Source organism: Escherichia sp. 93.0816 (assembly GCF_013368855.2).
GTDB classification, from domain to species: Bacteria; Pseudomonadota; Gammaproteobacteria; order Enterobacterales; family Enterobacteriaceae; genus Escherichia; species Escherichia ruysiae.
This window is the reverse complement of record NZ_JABWNC020000032.1, coordinates 1-19,688: the sequence shown is the minus strand read 5'-3', so window position 1 is coordinate 19,688 and position 19,688 is coordinate 1. Positions and strand designations below refer to the sequence as shown.

Annotated in this window: 16 protein-coding genes, 1 pseudogene and 1 riboswitch; of the genes and pseudogenes, 7 read left to right on the top strand and 10 right to left on the bottom strand. The window is 52.5% G+C overall.

Annotated features, from left to right (window positions below):
* The first annotated feature begins 3 nt into the window (after positions 1-3).
* From rsd to thiH, 7 genes are all read left to right on the top strand, one after another.
* Positions 4-480 carry a sigma D regulator gene (gene rsd, locus HEM79_RS20855; protein WP_176242072.1) on the top strand — a complete coding sequence of 159 codons (477 nt, stop codon included), beginning with the start codon at positions 4-6 and terminating at the stop codon, positions 478-480.
* Positions 481-531: 51 nt separating this feature from the next.
* Positions 532-632: riboswitch (TPP riboswitch) on the top strand.
* 78 nt (positions 633-710) lie between these two features.
* Complete coding sequence (gene thiC / locus HEM79_RS20850; protein ID WP_176242073.1) at positions 711-2,606, top strand: phosphomethylpyrimidine synthase ThiC; 1,896 nt, start codon at positions 711-713, stop codon at positions 2,604-2,606.
* Entirely contained in the window at positions 2,606-3,241 is a 636-nt protein-coding gene (gene thiE, locus HEM79_RS20845; protein ID WP_176242084.1) for a thiamine phosphate synthase, read from the top strand. The genes thiC and thiE overlap by 1 nt, the downstream gene beginning before the upstream one ends.
* Complete coding sequence (thiF, locus tag HEM79_RS20840; protein WP_176242074.1) at positions 3,234-3,989, top strand: thiazole biosynthesis adenylyltransferase ThiF; 756 nt, start codon at positions 3,234-3,236, stop codon at positions 3,987-3,989. Before thiE ends, thiF begins: the two co-directional genes overlap by 8 nt.
* Entirely contained in the window at positions 3,973-4,173 is a 201-nt protein-coding gene (gene thiS / locus HEM79_RS20835) for a sulfur carrier protein ThiS (RefSeq protein WP_176242075.1), read from the top strand. The genes thiF and thiS overlap by 17 nt, the downstream gene beginning before the upstream one ends.
* 1 nt (position 4,174) lies before the next feature.
* Positions 4,175-4,945, top strand: a complete 771-nt coding sequence (thiG, locus tag HEM79_RS20830; RefSeq protein WP_176242076.1) for a thiazole synthase — start codon at positions 4,175-4,177, stop codon at positions 4,943-4,945.
* A complete protein-coding gene (thiH, locus tag HEM79_RS20825) occupies positions 4,942-6,075 on the top strand; it encodes a 2-iminoacetate synthase ThiH (protein ID WP_176242078.1) in 1,134 nt (377 codons plus the stop codon). Before thiG ends, thiH begins: the two co-directional genes overlap by 4 nt.
* Positions 6,076-6,484: 409 nt before the next feature.
* Here thiH and HEM79_RS20820 read toward each other — a convergent pair whose 3' ends face one another.
* The 10 genes and pseudogenes from HEM79_RS20820 to tuf all read right to left on the bottom strand — a co-directional run.
* Positions 6,485-7,024: a stationary phase growth adaptation protein gene (locus HEM79_RS20820; protein WP_176242080.1), complete on the bottom strand. Its 540-nt coding sequence runs from the start codon at positions 7,022-7,024 to the stop codon at positions 6,485-6,487.
* 212 nt (positions 7,025-7,236) lie between these two features.
* Positions 7,237-11,460, bottom strand: a complete 4,224-nt coding sequence (rpoC, locus tag HEM79_RS20815; protein WP_135523479.1) for a DNA-directed RNA polymerase subunit beta' — start codon at positions 11,458-11,460, stop codon at positions 7,237-7,239.
* A 76-nt stretch (positions 11,461-11,536) separates the two neighbouring features.
* Positions 11,537-15,565, bottom strand: coding sequence for a DNA-directed RNA polymerase subunit beta (gene rpoB, locus HEM79_RS20810; protein WP_000263098.1), 4,029 nt, complete (start codon positions 15,563-15,565; stop codon positions 11,537-11,539).
* 319 nt (positions 15,566-15,884) lie between these two features.
* Positions 15,885-16,250 (bottom strand): 50S ribosomal protein L7/L12, encoded by a 366-nt coding sequence (rplL, locus tag HEM79_RS20805; RefSeq protein ID WP_000028878.1) that lies wholly within the window; start codon positions 16,248-16,250, stop codon positions 15,885-15,887.
* A gap of 66 nt (positions 16,251-16,316) precedes the next feature.
* Positions 16,317-16,814, bottom strand: coding sequence for a 50S ribosomal protein L10 (gene rplJ, locus HEM79_RS20800; RefSeq protein ID WP_001207201.1), 498 nt, complete (start codon positions 16,812-16,814; stop codon positions 16,317-16,319).
* Positions 16,815-17,105: 291 nt separating this feature from the next.
* The gene (gene rplA, locus HEM79_RS20795) at positions 17,106-17,810 is read right to left on the bottom strand and encodes a 50S ribosomal protein L1 (protein WP_001096683.1); all 705 of its coding nucleotides are present in this window, start codon (positions 17,808-17,810) and stop codon (positions 17,106-17,108) included.
* Between the two features lie 3 nt (positions 17,811-17,813).
* On the bottom strand, positions 17,814-18,242 hold the full coding sequence (rplK, locus tag HEM79_RS20790; RefSeq protein ID WP_001085926.1) for a 50S ribosomal protein L11: 429 nt from the start codon (positions 18,240-18,242) through the stop codon (positions 17,814-17,816).
* A 158-nt stretch (positions 18,243-18,400) separates the two neighbouring features.
* On the bottom strand, positions 18,401-18,946 hold the full coding sequence (gene nusG / locus HEM79_RS20785; protein WP_001287521.1) for a transcription termination/antitermination protein NusG: 546 nt from the start codon (positions 18,944-18,946) through the stop codon (positions 18,401-18,403).
* Position 18,947: 1 nt separating this feature from the next.
* On the bottom strand, positions 18,948-19,331 hold the full coding sequence (secE, locus tag HEM79_RS20780) for a preprotein translocase subunit SecE (protein ID WP_001275702.1): 384 nt from the start codon (positions 19,329-19,331) through the stop codon (positions 18,948-18,950).
* Positions 19,332-19,560: 229 nt separating this feature from the next.
* Positions 19,561-19,688 (bottom strand): annotated as a pseudogene (tuf, locus tag HEM79_RS20775) (elongation factor Tu); the annotation flags it as partial.

The window sequence follows — 19,688 nt, the reverse complement described above, 5'->3', positions numbered from 1 at the left end:
ATCATGCTTAACCAGCTCGATAACCTGACGGAGCACGTCAGAGGAAGTAACAAACTGGTTGATCGCTGGCTACATGTACGTAAGCATCTGCTCGTGGCTTACTACAATCTGGTTGGCATTAAGCCTGGCAAAGAATCGTACATGAGGCTAAACGAAAAAGCCCTTGATGATTTTTGCCAGAGTCTGGTCGATTATCTGTCTGCCGGACATTTCAGTATTTATGAACGCATTCTTCATAAGCTGGAAGGCAACGGGCAACTCGCGCGCGCCGCAAAGATTTGGCCGCAACTGGAAGCCAATACACAACAGATTATGGATTACTACGATTCCAGCCTGGAAACCGCCATCGATCATGATAATTACCTTGAGTTTCAACAGGTTTTATCTGATATCGGCGAGGCGCTGGAAGCACGCTTTGTGCTGGAAGATAAGCTGATTCTGCTGGTGCTTGATGCCACCCGCGTCAAACATCTTGCTTGAGTTCTGCGCTGTTAACGCGTAATTTACATTCAACGCCCCGTTTTCGGGGCTAATTTCTTGTCGGAGTGCCTTAACTGGCTGAGACCGTTTATTCGGGATCCGCGGAACCTGATCAGGCTAATACCTGCGAAGGGAACAAGAGTTAATCTGCTATCGCATCGCCTTTGCGCGATCGTCTCTTGCTTCATCCGTCGTCTGACAAGCCACGTCCTTAACTTTTGGAATGAGCTATGTCTGCAACAAAACTAACCCGCCGCGAACAGCGCGCCCAGGCGCAACATTTTATCGACACCCTGGAAGGCACCGCCTTTCCCAACTCAAAACGCATTTACATCACTGGCACACACCCCGGCGTGCGCGTGCCGATGCGTGAGATCCAGCTTAGCCCGACGCTAATCGGCGGCAGCAAAGAACAGCTGCAGTACGAAGAAAACGAAGCGATTCCGGTCTACGACACCTCCGGCCCGTATGGCGATCCGCAGATCGCCATTAACGTGCAGCAAGGGCTGGCAAAACTGCGCCAGCCGTGGATCGACGCACGCGGCGATAGCGAAGAACTCACCGTGCGCAGTTCCGATTACACTAAAGCGCGGCTGGCAGATGACGGCCTCGACGAGCTGCGTTTTAGCGGCGTTTTAACGCCAAAACGCGCCAAAGCAGGCCGCCGCGTCACACAGCTGCACTACGCCCGCCGGGGCATCATCACACCTGAGATGGAATTCATCGCCATCCGCGAGAATATGGGCCGCGAGCGCATACGTAGCGAAGTTTTACGCCACCAGCATCCGGGAATGAGCTTTGGCGCACATCTGCCGGAAAATATCACTGCGGAATTTGTCCGTGATGAAGTTGCTGCCGGACGCGCGATTATCCCCGCCAACATTAATCATCCTGAATCAGAGCCGATGATTATTGGTCGTAACTTCCTGGTAAAAGTGAACGCCAATATCGGCAACTCGGCGGTCACCTCTTCCATCGAAGAAGAAGTGGAAAAGCTGGTATGGTCCACGCGCTGGGGAGCGGATACGGTGATGGATCTCTCCACCGGTCGCTATATTCACGAAACCCGCGAGTGGATTTTGCGTAACAGCCCGGTGCCGATTGGCACAGTGCCGATCTACCAGGCGCTGGAAAAGGTTAACGGGATCGCTGAAGATCTTACCTGGGAAGCATTCCGCGACACGCTGCTGGAACAGGCCGAACAGGGCGTGGATTACTTCACGATTCATGCGGGCGTTCTCCTGCGCTACGTGCCAATGACCGCGAAACGCCTGACAGGTATTGTGTCGCGCGGCGGTTCGATTATGGCGAAATGGTGCCTCTCCCATCATCAGGAAAACTTCCTCTATCAACACTTCCGCGAAATTTGTGAAATCTGCGCTGCTTATGACGTTTCGCTGTCGCTGGGCGACGGCCTGCGACCCGGTTCGATTCAGGACGCCAACGATGAAGCGCAGTTTGCCGAGCTGCATACGCTGGGCGAACTGACCAAAATCGCCTGGGAATATGACGTGCAGGTGATGATTGAAGGCCCCGGGCATGTGCCGATGCAGATGATTCGTCGCAATATGACCGAGGAGTTAGAGCACTGCCATGAAGCGCCGTTCTATACCCTCGGGCCGCTAACTACCGATATCGCACCGGGCTATGACCACTTCACGTCGGGGATTGGCGCGGCGATGATCGGCTGGTTTGGCTGCGCGATGCTCTGTTACGTAACGCCGAAAGAGCACCTGGGTCTACCCAATAAAGAAGACGTTAAGCAAGGGCTTATCACCTATAAGATTGCCGCCCACGCTGCCGACCTGGCAAAAGGGCATCCGGGCGCGCAAATTCGCGATAACGCCATGTCGAAAGCCCGCTTCGAATTTCGCTGGGAAGACCAGTTTAATCTGGCTCTCGACCCGTTTACCGCCCGCGCTTACCACGATGAAACCCTGCCGCAAGAGTCCGGTAAAGTCGCCCATTTTTGCTCCATGTGTGGGCCGAAATTCTGCTCAATGAAAATCAGCCAGGAAGTACGTGATTACGCCGCCGCGCAAACCATTGAAGTGGGAATGGCGGATATGTCGGAGAATTTCCGCGCCAGAGGCGGAGAAATCTATCTGCGTAAGGAGGAAGCGTGATGTATCAGCCTGATTTTCCTCCTGTACCTTTTCGTTTAGGGCTGTACCCGGTGGTGGACAGCGTACAGTGGATCGAACGTCTGCTGGACGCTGGCGTGCGAACCCTCCAGCTACGCATCAAAGATCAGCGCGATGAAGAGGTGGAAGCCGATGTCGTAGCGGCAATTGCGCTGGGTCGCCGCTATAACGCGCGGCTGTTTATTAATGATTACTGGCGGCTGGCGATCAAGCATCAGGCGTATGGCGTCCATCTGGGGCAGGAAGATTTGCAATCTACCGATCTCAGCGCCATCCGCGCGGCTGGTCTGCGGCTTGGCGTTTCGACCCATGACGATATGGAAATCGACGTCGCGCTGGCAGCACGCCCTTCTTATATCGCGCTGGGACATGTGTTCCCGACCCAAACCAAACAGATGCCTTCTGCACCGCAGGGGCTGGAGCAACTGGCACGGCATATTGAGCGCCTGGCTGATTATCCCACCGTGGCGATTGGCGGTATCAGTCTGGCGCGCGCGCCTGCGGTGATGGCGACGGGTGTCGGCAGTATCGCCGTCGTCAGTGCCATTACCCAGGCGGCAGACTGGCGTTTGGCAACTGCACAATTGCTGGAAATAGCAGGAGTTGGCGATGAATGACCGTGACTTTATGCGTTACAGCCGTCAAATCCTGCTCGATGATATCGCTCTTGAAGGGCAGCAAAAACTGCTCGACAGCCAGGTGCTGATTATCGGCCTTGGCGGGCTGGGTACACCTGCTGCGCTATACCTGGCGGGCGCTGGCGTCGGGACGCTGGTACTGGCAGATGACGACGATGTGCATTTAAGCAATCTGCAACGACAAATCCTCTTTACCACTGAAGATATCGATCGCCCGAAATCGCAGGTCTGCCAACAGCGACTGACACAGTTAAATCCCGATATTCAACTGACGGCATTACAACAACGGTTAACGGGTGAGGCGTTAAAAGATGCGGTAGCACAAGCCGATGTAGTGCTCGACTGTACTGACAATATGGCGACTCGACAGGAGATTAATGCCGCTTGCGTGGCACTCAACACGCCGCTTATTACCGCCAGCGCGGTCGGATTTGGCGGTCAGTTGATGGTATTAACGCCGCCCTGGGAGCACGGTTGTTATCGCTGTCTGTGGCCGGATAACCAGGAGCCAGAACGCAATTGCCGCACGGCAGGCGTGGTTGGTCCGGTGGTCGGGGTGATGGGCACTTTGCAGGCACTGGAAGCAATTAAGTTATTGAGCGGTATAGAGACGCCAGCGGGAGAACTCCGACTGTTCGACGGTAAATCGAGCCAGTGGCGCAGCCTGGCGTTGCGCCGCGCCAATGGTTGCCCGGTATGTGGAGGATGCAATGCAGATCCTGTTTAACGACCAACCGATGCAGTGCGCAGCCGGACAAACTGTTCACGAAATGCTGGAGCAACTCGATCAGCTAAAAGTGGGCGCGGCACTGGCGATTAATCAGCAAATCGTCCCGCGTGAGCAGTGGGCACAACATATCGTGCAGGATGGTGACCAGATCCTGCTTTTTCAGGTTATTGCAGGAGGTTGAGATGTTACGTATCGCGGACAAAACGTTTGATTCACATCTGTTTACCGGCACCGGGAAATTCGCCTCTTCACAACTGATGGTGGAGGCGATCCGCGCTTCCGGTAGTCAGCTGGTGACGCTGGCGATGAAACGCGTCGACCTGCGCCAGCACAATGACGCTATCCTCGATCCGCTTATCGCGGCGGGTGTGACACTGCTGCCGAATACTTCCGGGGCGAAAACGGCGGAAGAAGCTATCTTCGCCGCTCATCTGGCTCGTGAAGCGTTAGGCACAAACTGGCTAAAATTAGAGATTCACCCTGACGCCCGCTGGCTGTTGCCCGATCCCATCGAAACCCTGAAAGCCGCCGAAACACTGGTGCAACAGGGATTTGTCGTGCTGCCTTACTGCGGTGCCGATCCAGTGTTGTGTAAACGTCTGGAAGAAGTCGGTTGCGCGGCGGTGATGCCGCTCGGCGCACCGATTGGCTCTAATCAAGGACTGAAAACCCGCGCCATGCTGGAGATTATTATCCAGCAGGCCACGGTTCCGGTGGTCGTTGATGCTGGCATCGGCGTTCCCAGCCATGCCGCGCAGGCGCTGGAAATGGGAGCCGATGCGGTATTGGTAAATACGGCAATTGCTGTCGCGGACGATCCCGTCAACATGGCGAAGGCATTTCGCCTGGCGGTAGAAGCGGGTCTGCTGGCACGTCAGGCCGGACCTGGCAGTCGCAGTCATTTTGCTCATGCCACCAGCCCACTGACCGGATTTCTGGAGGCATCGGCATGAAAACCTTCAGCGACCGCTGGCGGCAACTGGACTGGGACGACATCCGCCTGCGTATCAACAGCAAAACAGCAGCTGACGTAGAGCGGGCACTGAGTGCCTCAAAACTCACCCGCGACGATATAATGGCGCTGCTATCGCCTGCCGCCAGTGACTACCTGGAACCACTGGCTCAACGGGCGCAGCGTCTGACTCGTCAGCGATTTGGCAACGTCGTCAGCTTCTACGTCCCACTTTATCTTTCCAATCTTTGCGCTAACGACTGCACGTACTGTGGATTTTCCATGAGCAACCGCATCAAGCGCAAAACGCTGGATGAAGCGGATATCGTCAGAGAAAGCGCCGCTATTCGGGAAATGGGCTTTGAACATCTGTTGCTGGTCACTGGTGAACATCAGGCAAAAGTGGGAATGGATTACTTTCGCCGCCATCTCCCTGCCCTGCGTAAACAATTCTCCTCACTACAGATGGAAGTGCAACCGCTGGCAGAAGCGGAATACGTCGAGTTAAAACAGCTTGGTCTGGATGGGGTGATGGTTTATCAAGAGACGTATCACGAGGCGACATATGCCCGCCATCATCTGAAAGGGAAAAAACAGGACTTCTTCTGGCGACTGGAAACACCGGATCGGCTGGGTCGTGCGGGGATTGATAAGATTGGTCTTGGCGCGCTAATCGGCCTTTCCGACAACTGGCGCGTTGACTGCTATATGGTTGCCGAGCATTTGCTATGGCTGCAACAGTATTACTGGCAAAGTCGCTACTCTGTCTCCTTCCCGCGCCTGCGCCCGTGTACTGGCGGGATTGAGCCAGCGTCGATTATGGATGAACGCCAGTTAGTGCAAACCATCTGCGCCTTCCGTCTGCTTGCACCGGAGATTGAACTCTCACTCTCCACGCGGGAATCACCGTGGTTTCGCGATCGCGTTATTCCGCTGGCAATCAATAACGTCAGCGCCTTCTCGAAAACGCAACCAGGTGGCTATGCCGACAATCACCCCGAGCTGGAACAGTTCTCACCACACGACGATCGCCGACCTGAAACGGTTGCTGCCGCATTAATCGCTCAGGGTTTGCAGCCGGTATGGAAAGACTGGGACAGCTATCTGGGACGCGACTCGCAAAGGCGATGAGACGGAATGTAAGAACGTAAATTTATTCCGAGCCACTACGGAAGATGAAAAACGCAAGGTTGTTGAAAGCGTTGCGTTTTTTTATGGTAGTGCCGTCAGCAGGAATGTTGTCCAGGGCGAAAAGCTTCTTCCTCGTTTCGCCCTGCCTTTCTTAAAAATTTCACAATGCAAAGTCTGGAGTCACTACCTGTTGAACAATGAAAGAGATCTGATTGTAAGAGAGTAAATACTCGACTATGATACAGACGAAAATAAGAACACATGTTCTCATCTTCCTGGATGCAGCAGACTGAAGAAATTCAGACATCCCGCAACCTGCGACTATCGCAAGGTCAAGGCAAAGTCCGGTAATGGCGTTCTGAATACCAGAGATGATTCTCTGGCGAAACCCACCTTAAGGTGGGTTTTGTTATTTTGAAGGCTGAGGAAGCGACTTATTTCTTAATAGGTTGTAGGCGATGGTAAAAAATTTCACTGCTTTACCTTTCTGTTTTTCAGAAATGGGATAAGCACTAGTTACATGCAAGCGGAGTTTTTTCTTTTCTCTAAAAACCCTGAACGCAACAAAGTAAAATTTCTTTTCTCCCCCCTCTAACTCCACTTCAATCACGGCATAACTACCATACCCGGCATGAATAACTTTGCCTTCTGGCAGCGCCAAAATAGCTCTTTTTAAGTGCACACGCGCTAAGTTATAGCGATGCTGGCAGAAGGGACGAGATTCTTTAGGCGCATAATACATTAACGATAGTTTTTCTTCGTTCGTCTGATGTTCATAATCTTTTGTGAAACAGTGAAGAGAGTAGGTAACCCAAAAGCGATACTCTAAAGGCTCTTTGCCCTCATGATGCTGAACGTAGACAGCCTGATGAGCATCAAGAAACGATAAATCACGAACGTCACCATCCGGATGTTCAAAAGGCCGCCACTTCTCTACTTCCTGTTTCATTCTCGTTCCTTAAGAAAGTTACACGGGAATAGTATCGAATCCTTGCCAGCTTTGACTCAATTAGTTCAGTCAGTTTCAGGATGTTAGCCAGCTTTACATTTATTATGGGCATCCAGAAATTCGTTAAATATTCTGATAAATGGTCTTTTCCTGAATCGCCCCCATAAAAAAACCCGCCGAAGCGGGTTTTTAAGTTATTTGCGGATTAACGATTACTCGTTATCAGAACCGCCCAAACCTGCGTTCAGCAGTTCTGCCAGGCTGGCAGACGCGTCTTCTGCAGTTACCTGCGGTGCAGCCGGAGCTTCACCCGCAGCACGGCGGCGCATACGATCCTGGTGATACGCATAACCCGTACCTGCCGGGATCAGACGACCCACGATAACGTTCTCTTTCAGACCGCGCAGTTCATCGCGTTTGCCCGCAACAGCTGCTTCGGTCAGTACGCGAGTGGTCTCCTGGAACGATGCCGCAGAGATGAACGACTCGGTTGCCAGAGACGCTTTGGTGATACCCAGCAGATCGCGGGCGTAAGTTGCACCCACTTTGCCGTTCGCTTCCAGTTCGCGGTTTGCGATCTTGACGCGAGAGTATTCAACCTGCTCACCTTCCAGGAAGTCGGAGCTACCCGCGTTAACGATGGTGGCTTTACGCAGCATCTGACGAACGATAACTTCGATGTGTTTATCGTTAATCTTAACGCCCTGCAGACGGTATACGTCCTGTACTTCGTTAACGATGTAACGAGTCACAGCATGAACACCACGCAGGCGCAGAATGTCGTGCGGCGCTTCCGGACCGTCGGAAATGACGTCACCACGTTCTACACGTTCACCTTCGAACACGTTGAGCTGACGCCATTTCGGAATCATCTCTTCGTAAGGCTCGCTGCCGTCTACCGGAGTGATAACCAGACGACGTTTACCTTTGGTTTCTTTACCGAAGGAAACGACACCGCTGATTTCAGCCAGGATTGCCGGCTCTTTCGGACGACGTGCTTCGAACAGATCCGCAACGCGCGGCAGACCACCGGTGATGTCTTTAGTACCGCCAGATTCCTGCGGAATACGCGCCAGGGTGTCACCAGAGCTGATCTGTACGCCATCTTCCAGCTGAACAATCGCTTTACCCGGCAGGAAGTACTGCGCAGGCATATCAGTACCAGGGATCAGAACGTCGTTACCCTGAGCATCAACGATTTTCAGTGCCGGACGCAGATCTTTACCACCTGCGGTACGTTCTGCGGAATCCAGAACCACCAGCGAAGACAGACCGGTCAATTCGTCGGTCTGACGAGTAATGGTCTGACCGTCAATCATATCGGTGAAGCGAACAAAACCGCTTACTTCAGTGATAACCGGCATGGTGTGCGGATCCCAGTTTGCAACGGTTTCGCCGCCTGCAACCTGTTCGCCATCACCTTTCGCCAGTACCGCACCGTAAGGCACTTTGTAGCTTTCTTTGGTACGACCAAATTCGTCGATCAGTTTCAGTTCGGTGTTACGGGAAGTGATAACCAGTTTACCGCTGGAGTTCACAACCGACTTCACGTTGCTGAGTTTGATGCTACCTTTGTTTTTCACCTGGATGCTGGATTCAGCAGCCGCACGGGACGCCGCACCACCGATGTGGAACGTACGCATGGTCAGCTGTGTACCCGGTTCACCGATGGACTGTGCCGCGATAACACCGATTGCTTCACCTTTGTTGATGATGTGGCCACGCGCCAGGTCACGACCGTAGCAGTGCGCACATACACCAAAGTCGGTGTCACAGGATACAACAGAACGTACTTTAACCGCGTCGACAGAGTTCTCTTCCAGCAGGTCACACCACTGTTCGTGCAGCAGCGTGTTGCGTGGAACGAGGATATCGGCAGTACCCGGCTTCAGAACGTCTTCTGCAGTTACACGACCCAGTACGCGATCGCGCAGCGGCTCTTTAACGTCGCCACCCTCGATAACCGGGGTCATCATGATACCTTCATGAGTACCACAATCGTCTTCGGTAACCACCAGGTCCTGCGCCACGTCAACCAGACGACGAGTCAGGTAACCGGAGTTCGCCGTTTTCAGTGCGGTATCCGCCAGACCTTTACGAGCACCGTGGGTGGAGATGAAGTACTGGAGTACGTTCAGACCTTCACGGAAGTTCGCGGTGATTGGCGTTTCGATGATGGAGCCATCCGGCTTCGCCATCAGACCACGCATACCAGCAAGCTGACGAATCTGTGCCGCAGAACCACGCGCACCGGAGTCGGCCATCATGTAGATGCTGTTGAAGGAAACCTGCTTCTCTTCCTGACCGTCACGGTTGATAACAGTTTCAGTTTGCAGGTTATCCATCATCGCTTTGGATACACGATCGTTCGCCGCAGCCCAGATATCGATAACTTTGTTGTAGCGTTCGCCCGCAGTTACCAGACCAGACTGGAACTGCTCCTGAATTTCAGCAACTTCTGCTTCTGCCTCGGAGATGATTTCGTGTTTCTTCTCCGGGATGACCATGTCATCGATACCAACCGATGCACCGGAACGCGCTGCATATGCAAAGCCGGTGTACATGATCTGGTCCGCAAAAATAACGGTCGGTTTCAGACCGAGAATGCGGTAGCAGGTGTTCAGCATTTTGGAGATTGCTTTTTTACCCAGCGCCTGGTTGACGATGGAGTAAGGCAGACCTTTCGGTACAATCATCCACAGAATGGCACGGCCAACAGTCGTGTCTTTCAGGCTGGTTTTCGCTACTAATTCACCGTTAGCATCTTTTTCATACTCGGTGATACGCACTTTAACGCGCGCATGCAGAGAAGCCAGACCAGAGCGATACAGACGTTCTGCTTCTTTCGGGCCAGTCAGTACCATGCCTTCGCCTTTGGCGTTAACACAGTCACGGGTCATGTAGTACAGACCCAGAACAACGTCCTGAGACGGAACGATGATTGGTTCGCCGTTCGCCGGGGACAGGATGTTGTTGGTAGACATCATCAGCGCACGCGCTTCCAGCTGGGCTTCCAGCGTCAGCGGTACGTGAACAGCCATCTGGTCACCATCGAAGTCGGCGTTATATGCCGCACAAACCAGCGGGTGCAGCTGGATAGCTTTACCTTCGATCAGTACCGGTTCAAATGCCTGGATACCCAGACGGTGCAGAGTCGGTGCACGGTTCAGCAGTACCGGGTGTTCGCGGATAACTTCGTCCAGGATATCCCAAACGACAGCTTCTTCGCGCTCAACCATTTTCTTCGCAGCTTTAATGGTGGTAGCAAGACCACGCAGTTCCAGCTTGCCGTAGATGAACGGTTTGAACAGCTCCAGCGCCATTTTCTTCGGCAGACCGCACTGATGCAGACGCAGGTATGGACCTACGGTGATTACAGAACGACCGGAGTAGTCAACACGCTTACCGAGCAGGTTCTGACGGAAACGACCCTGTTTACCTTTGATCATGTCGGCCAAAGATTTCAGAGGACGCTTGTTAGAACCGGTGATCGCACGACCGCGACGACCGTTATCCAGCAGGGCGTCTACCGCTTCCTGCAGCATACGTTTTTCGTTACGTACGATGATATCCGGCGCAGCCAGATCCAGCAGACGTTTCAGACGGTTGTTACGGTTAATGACGCGACGATACAGATCGTTCAGGTCAGAAGTCGCGAAACGACCACCATCCAGCGGAACCAGCGGACGCAGATCTGGCGGCAGTACCGGCAGAACGGTCAGGATCATCCACTCTGGTTTGTTACCAGACTGAACGAACGCTTCCAGCAGTTTGATACGCTTGGTCAGCTTTTTACGCTTGGTTTCGGAGTTGGTTTCATTCAGCTCTTCACGCAGCTGTTCGCACTCTTGCTCCAGATCCATGCTCTTCAGCAGGGCCTGGATTGCTTCCGCACCCATTTTCGCGTCGAATTCGTCACCGAACTCTTCCAGCGCGTCCAGATACTGCTCTTCAGTCAGGATCTGCTGACGTTCCAGGTTGGTCATACCGCCTTCGATAACCACATAGGATTCGAAGTACAGTACGCGTTCGATATCGCGCAGCGGCATATCGAGCAGCAGGCCGATACGGGACGGCAGCGATTTCAGGAACCAGATGTGCGCAGTCGGGGAAGCCAGTTCGATGTGGCCCATACGCTCACGGCGTACTTTAGTCTGGGTCACTTCAACGCCGCACTTCTCACAGATGACGCCACGGTGTTTCAGGCGCTTGTACTTACCGCACAGGCACTCGTAATCTTTTACCGGCCCAAAGATACGGGCGCAGAAAAGGCCGTCACGTTCTGGTTTGAACGTACGGTAGTTGATGGTTTCCGGCTTTTTAACTTCACCGAAAGACCATGAACGGATCATGTCTGGCGAAGCCAGAGCAATTTTGATCGCATCAAACTCTTCGGTTTTAGTCTGCGCTTTCAGAAACTTTAATAAATCTTTCACGGATTTGCTCCCGTCGGAGTTAGCACAATCCGCTGCCGGGTTTTACCCCGACAGCAGTGACCTGTTTGAGCGAGAATTACTCGTCTTCCAGTTCGATGTTGATACCCAGCGAACGAATCTCTTTCAACAATACGTTGAAGGATTCTGGCATGCCCGGCTCCATCTGATGGTTGCCGTCCACGATGTTTTTATACATCTTGGTACGACCGTTCACGTCATCAGACTTAACGGTGAGCATTTCCTGCAGGGTGTATGCCGCGCCATATGCTTCCAGCGCCCACACTTCCATCTCCCCGAAACGCTGACCACCGAACTGTGCCTTACCACCCAGCGGCTGCTGAGTAACCAGGCTGTAAGAACCGGTGGAACGCGCGTGCATCTTGTCGTCGACCAGGTGGTTCAGTTTCAGCATGTACATGTAACCAACAGTTACCGGACGTTCGAACTGTTCACCAGTGCGGCCGTCGTACAGGCGGATCTGACCAGAAGTCGGCAGGTCGCCAAGTTTCAGCAGCTCTTTAATTTCTGCTTCTTTCGCACCGTCGAACACCGGCGTGGCGATTGGCATACCTTTGCGCAGGTTTTCAGCCAGACGCATAACTTCTTCATCGCTGAAGGTACTCAGGTCAACTTTCTGACGAACGTCAGCGCCCAGATCGTACGCACGCTGGATGAATTCGCGCAGTTTCGCGACTTCTTGCTGCTGTTTAAGCATGGCGTTGATCTTGTCGCCGATACCTTTCGCAGCCATACCCAGGTGGGTTTCGAGGATCTGACCGATGTTCATACGAGACGGTACGCCCAGCGGGTTCAGTACGATGTCTACCGGCGTACCGTTTTCATCGTAAGGCATATCTTCGATCGGGTTGATCTTAGAAATTACACCCTTGTTACCGTGACGACCTGCCATCTTGTCACCAGGCTGGATACGGCGTTTAACCGCCAGATATACCTTAACAATCTTCAGCACGCCCGGTGCCAGATCGTCGCCCTGGGTGATTTTGCGGCGTTTCGCTTCGAGTTTCTTCTCGAACTCGTGTTTCAGTTCGTCATACTGCTCAGCCAGCTGTTCCAGCTGATTTTGTTTCTCTTCGTCGGTCAGGCCCAGCTCCAGCCAGCGATCGCGCGGCAGTTTGTCGAGCTTCTCAGCTTCAACGCCACCGGCTACCAGCACAGCACGGATACGGCTGAACAGACCCGCTTCGAGGATCTGCAGTTCTTCAGACAGGTCTTTCTTCGCCTGTTTGAGCTGCATTTCTTCGATTTCCAGCGCACGTTTGTCTTTTTCTACGCCATCGCGAGTAAAGACCTGAACGTCGATAACCGTACCGGATACACCGTTTGGTACGCGCAGAGAAGAGTCTTTAACGTCAGACGCTTTCTCACCGAAGATCGCACGCAGCAGTTTTTCTTCTGGGGTCAGTTGAGTTTCACCTTTCGGCGTTACCTTACCAACCAGAATGTCGCCACCGGTCACTTCCGCACCAATGTAAACGATACCGGATTCATCCAGTTTGGAGAGCGCAGCTTCACCCACGTTCGGGATGTCAGCGGTTATCTCTTCCGGTCCCAGCTTGGTGTCACGAGACACACACGCCAGTTCCTGAATGTGGATGGTGGTGAAACGGTCTTCCTGAACAACACGCTCGGATACGAGGATGGAGTCTTCGAAGTTGTAACCATTCCACGGCATGAACGCTACGCGCATGTTCTGACCAAGCGCCAGTTCACCGAGGTCGGTGGACGGACCGTCTGCCAGCACGTCGCCACGTTCTACCGGTTCACCCAGAGACACACACGGCATCTGGTTGATACAGGTGTTCTGGTTAGAACGGGTGTATTTGGTCAGGTTGTAGATATCGATACCAGCTTCGCCTGGATACATCTCGTCTTCGTTAACTTTGATAACGATACGGGAAGCATCCACGTACTGAACGACACCACCACGTTTAGCAACCGCAGTTACACCGGAGTCAACGGCAACAGCACGTTCCATACCCGTACCAACCAGCGGCTTATCAGCGCGCAGAGTCGGAACGGCCTGACGTTGCATGTTCGCACCCATCAATGCACGGTTGGCGTCATCGTGTTCAAGGAACGGGATCAGGGACGCACCGACGGATACCACCTGCTGGGTGGATACGTCCATGTAGTCAACCTGGTCGCGGCTGAACAAGCTGGATTCGCCTTTGCTACGGCAAGTTACCAGGTCTTCTACGAAGTGGCCTTCTTCATCCAGGTTGGAGTTCGCCTGGGCGATAACGTAGTTACCTTCTTCGATAGCAGACAGGTAGTGAATTTCGTCAGTTACAACACCGTCGGTCACTTTACGATACGGAGTCTCAAGGAAGCCGTATTCGTTAGTCTGTGCGTACACGGACAGGGAGTTGATCAGACCGATGTTCGGACCTTCAGGGGTTTCGATTGGACATACGCGACCGTAGTGAGTCGGGTGTACGTCTCGAACTTCGAAGCCTGCACGTTCACGGGTCAGACCGCCTGGGCCGAGTGCAGAGATACGACGTTTGTGCGTAATCTCAGACAGCGGGTTGTTCTGGTCCATAAACTGAGACAGCTGGCTGGAACCGAAGAACTCTTTCACTGCTGCGGAAATCGGCTTGGCGTTGATCATGTCCTGAGGCATCAGGGTATCCAGATCGCCCAGAGACAGACGCTCTTTCACCGCACGCTCTACACGTACCAGGCCAACGCGGAACTGGTTTTCCGCCATTTCGCCAACGGAACGGATACGACGGTTGCCGAGGTGGTCGATATCATCGACTTCGCCTTTACCGTTACGGATATCGATGAGCTTTTTCATAACATCAATGATGTCGTCTTTGCTCAGGATACCGGAACCTTCGATTTCTTCGCGCAGCAGAGAACGGTTGAACTTCATACGACCAACCGCAGACAGATCATAGCGGTCTTCAGAGAAGAACAGGTTCTCGAACAGGCTTTCAGCAGCTTCACGGGTCGGCGGCTCGCCAGGACGCATCATGCGGTAGATTTCTACCAGTGCGCTCAGACGGTCGTTAGTTGGGTCGACACGTAAGGTTTCAGAGATATATGGGCCGTGATCCAGATCGTTAGTAAACAGCGTTTCGATACGCTTGTGACCAGACTGGCTCAGCTTAGCCAGCAGATCCAGGCTCAGCTCCATGTTCGCTGCACAGATCAGCTCGCCGGTAGACTCATCAATGTAGTCTTTAGCAACCACTTTACCTGCGATGTACTCAACCGGGACTTCGATCAGTTTGACGTCGTCTTTTTCCAGTTGGCGAATGTGGCGCGCAGTAATACGGCGGCCTTTTTCTACGTACACTTTACCGTTAGCTTCGATGTCGAAAGATGCGGTTTCACCACGCAGGCGTTCCGGCACCAGTTCCATCTGCAGCTTGTTATCACGGATTTCAAAGATAACTTTTTCAAAGAACAGGTCGAGGATCTGCTCTGTGGTGTAGTTCAGGGCACGCAGAATGATTGTCGCAGGCAGTTTACGGCGACGGTCGATACGTACGAACAGGTTGTCCTTCGGATCGAATTCGAAGTCCAGCCAGGAACCACGGTAAGGGATGATGCGCGCGTTATACAGCACTTTACCCGAAGAGTGGGTTTTACCTTTGTCGGAGTCAAAGAAGACGCCTGGACTACGGTGCAGCTGGGAAACAATAACACGCTCAGTACCGTTGATAACAAAGGTACCGTTGTCTGTCATGAGCGGAATTTCGCCCATGTAGACTTCTTGTTCTTTAATGTCTTTTACGGTGCCTTCCGGCGCTTCGCGCTCATAGATCACCAGACGCAGTTTAACGCGCAGCGGTGCGGAATAGGTCACGCCACGGATTTGACATTCCTGGACGTCAAACACCGGTTCGCCAAGGCGGTAGCTGACGTATTGCAGCTCGGAATTACCGCTGTAGCTCTGAATCGGGAATACGGAACGGAAAGCAGCTTCCAGACCATACTGCCCTTCAGGATCTTGCTCGATAAATTTCTGAAACGAGTCAAGCTGGATAGAAAGGAGATAAGGTACATCCAGAACTTGTGGACGTTTACCAAAATCCTTACGAATACGTTTTTTCTCGGTATAGGAGTAAACCATAGGGTTCCTCAGCTCGCTGACAAGTCGACCCATCTGTCCATTGAGCGGACAGTTTGTGCAACACTATTTTGTTGACCGGAAAATGGAACACTTTCCGCAATGCCTGTTGCTATCACGCTTAAACCATTTCATTGCGATTTACACAGAACGGGTGTCCTGTCGCAGTATATTAAGTCGTCGATAGAAACAAGCATTGAAAGGCACAGCAGTAGTCAAACAGTGTGAAACGCTACTGGCGCCTTACAGCGCAAAAAGGCTGGTGACTAAAAAGTCACCAGCCATCAGCCTGATTTCTCAGGCTGCAACCGGAAGGGTTGGCTTATTTAACTTCAACTTCAGCGCCAGCTTCTTCCAGAGCTTTTTTCAGTGCTTCTGCGTCGTCTTTGCTCACGCCTTCTTTCAGAGCAGCCGGTGCAGATTCTACCAGGTCTTTAGCTTCTTTCAGACCCAGGCCAGTTGCGCCACGTACTGCTTTGATAACAGCAACTTTGTTAGCGCCAGCAGCTTTCAGAATTACGTCGAATTCAGTTTTTTCTTCAGCAGCTTCAACCGGGCCAGCAGCTACAGCTACAGCAGCAGCAGCGGAAACACCGAATTTTTCTTCCATTGCAGAGATCAGTTCTACAACGTCCATTACAGACATAGCTGCAACTGCTTCAATGATTTGATCTTTAGTGATAGACATTTAAATTGTTCCTGAATATCAGAATAAGTTTATACGTAAGCGAATGCGTTAAAAAGATAACTGCGATTAAGCAGCTTCTTTCGCATCGCGTACAGCAGCCAGAGTACGAACCAGTTTGCCAGCCGAAGCTTCTTTCATGGTTGCCATCAGGCGTGCAATTGCTTCTTCGTAGGTCGGCAGAGTTGCCAGGCGGTCGATCTGAGACGCCGGGATCAGCTCACCTTCAAAGGCAGCGGCTTTGACCTCAAATTTTGCATTCGCTTTCGCGAACTCTTTGAACAGACGAGCTGCAGCGCCCGGGTGTTCCATAGAGTATGCAATCAGGGTCGGACCAACAAACGCGTCTTTCAGGCACTCGAACGGAGTACCTTCAACAGCACGGCGCAGCAGGGTGTTACGAACAACACGCATGTATACGCCAGCTTCGCGACCTGCTTTACGCAGTTCAGTCATTTTATCTACAGTCACGCCACGGGAATCCGCAACCACTGCAGACAGCGCGCCTTTGGCTACTTCGCTGACTTCAGCAACAATCGCTTGTTTGTCTTGAAGATTTAAAGCCATTAGCTTTGCTCCTGGATGTTTGCCAGAGAAAATCTCTGGAACTCACTTCACTCCTCCAAATGGAGAGAGCGTCTTAATTACGGTGAGCAGAAACAAGCCAGAATATAAAAGAATAATCTTAGCGTTCTGTCACCGTCTACGCAGGGGATTAAGTTTCTTGCGAAACTCCTGCGGTCTTCGACGGAGGCCTGGATAGGCCAGGCTCCAACGAACAAATCTTTTTAGCTGCTAACTTTCGTTAGCATGCGTGGGGGTAAGATTGTAGACAAAATCACCGCCCACGTAAAGGCATTAGTTTGCAGAAGCGCTCAGGCCGGCCTGGTCAACTGCAACACCTGCACCCATGGTGGTGGAGATGCTAACTTTCTTGATGTACACGCCTTTCGCCTGAGTCGGTTTTGCTTTTTTCAGCGCAACCAGCAGAGCTTCCAGGTTTTCTTTCAGTTTGTCAGCGTCAAAGTCCACTTTACCGATGGTGGTGTGGATGATGCCGTTTTTGTCGTTACGGTAACGAACCTGGCCAGCTTTAGCGTTTTTAACCGCTTCAGCAACGTTCGGAGTTACAGTACCCACTTTCGGGTTTGGCATCAGGCCGCGCGGACCCAGAACCTGGCCCAGTTGGCCAACAACGCGCATTGCATCCGGAGAAGCAATAACAACGTCAAAGTTCATTTCGCCTTTCTTGATCTGGTCAGCCAGATCTTCCATACCTACCAGTTCAGCGCCTGCAGCTTTAGCAGCTTCAGCGTTTGCGCCCTGGGTAAATACAGCTACGCGAACGGAACGGCCAGTACCGTGCGGCAGTACAGTTGCACCACGTACGTTCTGGTCAGATTTACGAGCGTCGATGCCGAGGTTAACAGCAACGTCCACGCTTTCTACGAATTTAGCAGTCGCCAGCTCTTTCAGCAGAGCGATAGCTTCGTTGATGTCGTACTGTTTGGTCGCATCAACTTTCTCGCGGATAACACGCATGCGCTTGGTCAGTTTAGCCATTTCTTAGTCCTCCACTACCAGGCCCATGGAACGTGCAGTACCTTCGATGGAGCGAGTCATCGCTTCAATGTCGGCACCAGTCATGTCGGCAGCTTTGGTCTGCGCGATTTCCTGCAGCTGAGCGCGGGAAATTTTACCCACTTTGTCTTTGTTCGGCTTACCGGAACCAGACTTGATACCAGCCGCTTTTTTCAGCAGAACTGCTGCCGGCGGAGTCTTGGTAACGAAAGTGAAAGAACGGTCAGCGTAAACGGTGATAACTACCGGAATCGGCAGACCTTTTTCGATGGAATCAGTTTTTGCGTTGAACGCTTTGCAGAATTCCATGATGTTTACGCCCTGCTGACCCAGAGCCGGACCTACTGGCGGACTCGGGTTAGCCATACCAGCTGCAACCTGCAGCTTGACATAGGCTTGTACTTTCTTAGCCATTATAAATTCCTCAAGTTGGGTAATAACGCCTCTGAGAGGCTCCCCGTGATATAAAAAATCGTTTTACGGGCAAGGCCCATAAAAACAAAAGGCGCGAAATTGTATTCCAATCTCACGCCTTGTGCAACGATTTAATCGCCGCTTTTTTGATCGCTAGATTAGGCTTTTTCAACCTGGCTGAAGTCCAGCTCTACCGGGGTCGCACGACCGAAGATAGAAACAGAGACTTTCAGACGAGACTTCTCGTAATCCACCTCTTCAACGACACCGTTGAAGTCAGCGAACGGACCATCATTAACACGAACCATTTCACCCGGTTCAAACAGCGTTTTCGGACGCGGCTTATCACCAACCTGCTGCAGGCGGTTCATAATCGCATCAACTTCTTTATCGCTGATTGGCGCAGGACGATCGGAAGTACCGCCGATGAAGCCCATCACACGCGGTACGCTGCGCACCAGGTGCCAGCTCGCGTCGTTCATCACCATCTGAACGAGGACGTAGCCAGGGAAGAATTTGCGTTCGCTTTTGCGACGCTGACCGCCACGGATCTCAACGACTTCTTCAGTCGGAACCATGACTTCGCCAAACAACTCTTCCATGTTGTGTAATTTGATATGCTCACGCAGCGACGTTGCTACGCGGCCTTCAAAACCGGAAAACGCCTGAACGACGTACCAGCGCTTTTTAGGAGCTTCAGACATCTCAGAACCTCAGGCCAGTGATAAAGGATACCAGGCGAACCAGAATACCATCCAGTCCCCACAGGATCAGTGACATTACTGCGGTAACCGCAGCCACAATCAGCGTGGTGTGCAATGTTTCCTGGCGAGTCGGCCAAATGACCTTACGGACTTCGGTACGCGCTTCACGGGCAAAAGCAACGGTTGCTTTACCTTTTGTCGTTAACAGCGCGACACCACCCGCTGCAGCAATCAGAATTACTACGGCCAGCGCACGCAGCGGCAGCATAATGTCGCGATAAAGGTAGTTGCCGACGATTGCCACCAGGAGCAATGCCACCACAACGACCCACTTCATCGCTTCCAGGCCGCGCCCGCTTCCTTGAGCTTCGGTATTCGCACTCATAAACCAACCTGTCAGAAGTATTCTACAAACATTTTCACCCCGCGATAGCGAGGCAAACCAAATCGAAACGCGTATTCGCTTTTCGGATTATACGCCCTCAACAGAGCCTGTCTCAGCAATGATTATGACAAAGAAAATCACTGATGAGCCAGGTTCTGGTACGAAAGCGTGCAAAAAGGGCATCAAATGATGCCCTTTTATTGCGCATTGCGTCAAATGTTATCGGCAATTAGCTCAGAACTTTAGCTACAACGCCCGCGCCAACGGTACGGCCGCCTTCACGGATTGCGAAACGCAGGCCATCGTCCATCGCGATCGGGTGGATCAGGGTAACAACCATTTTGATGTTGTCGCCCG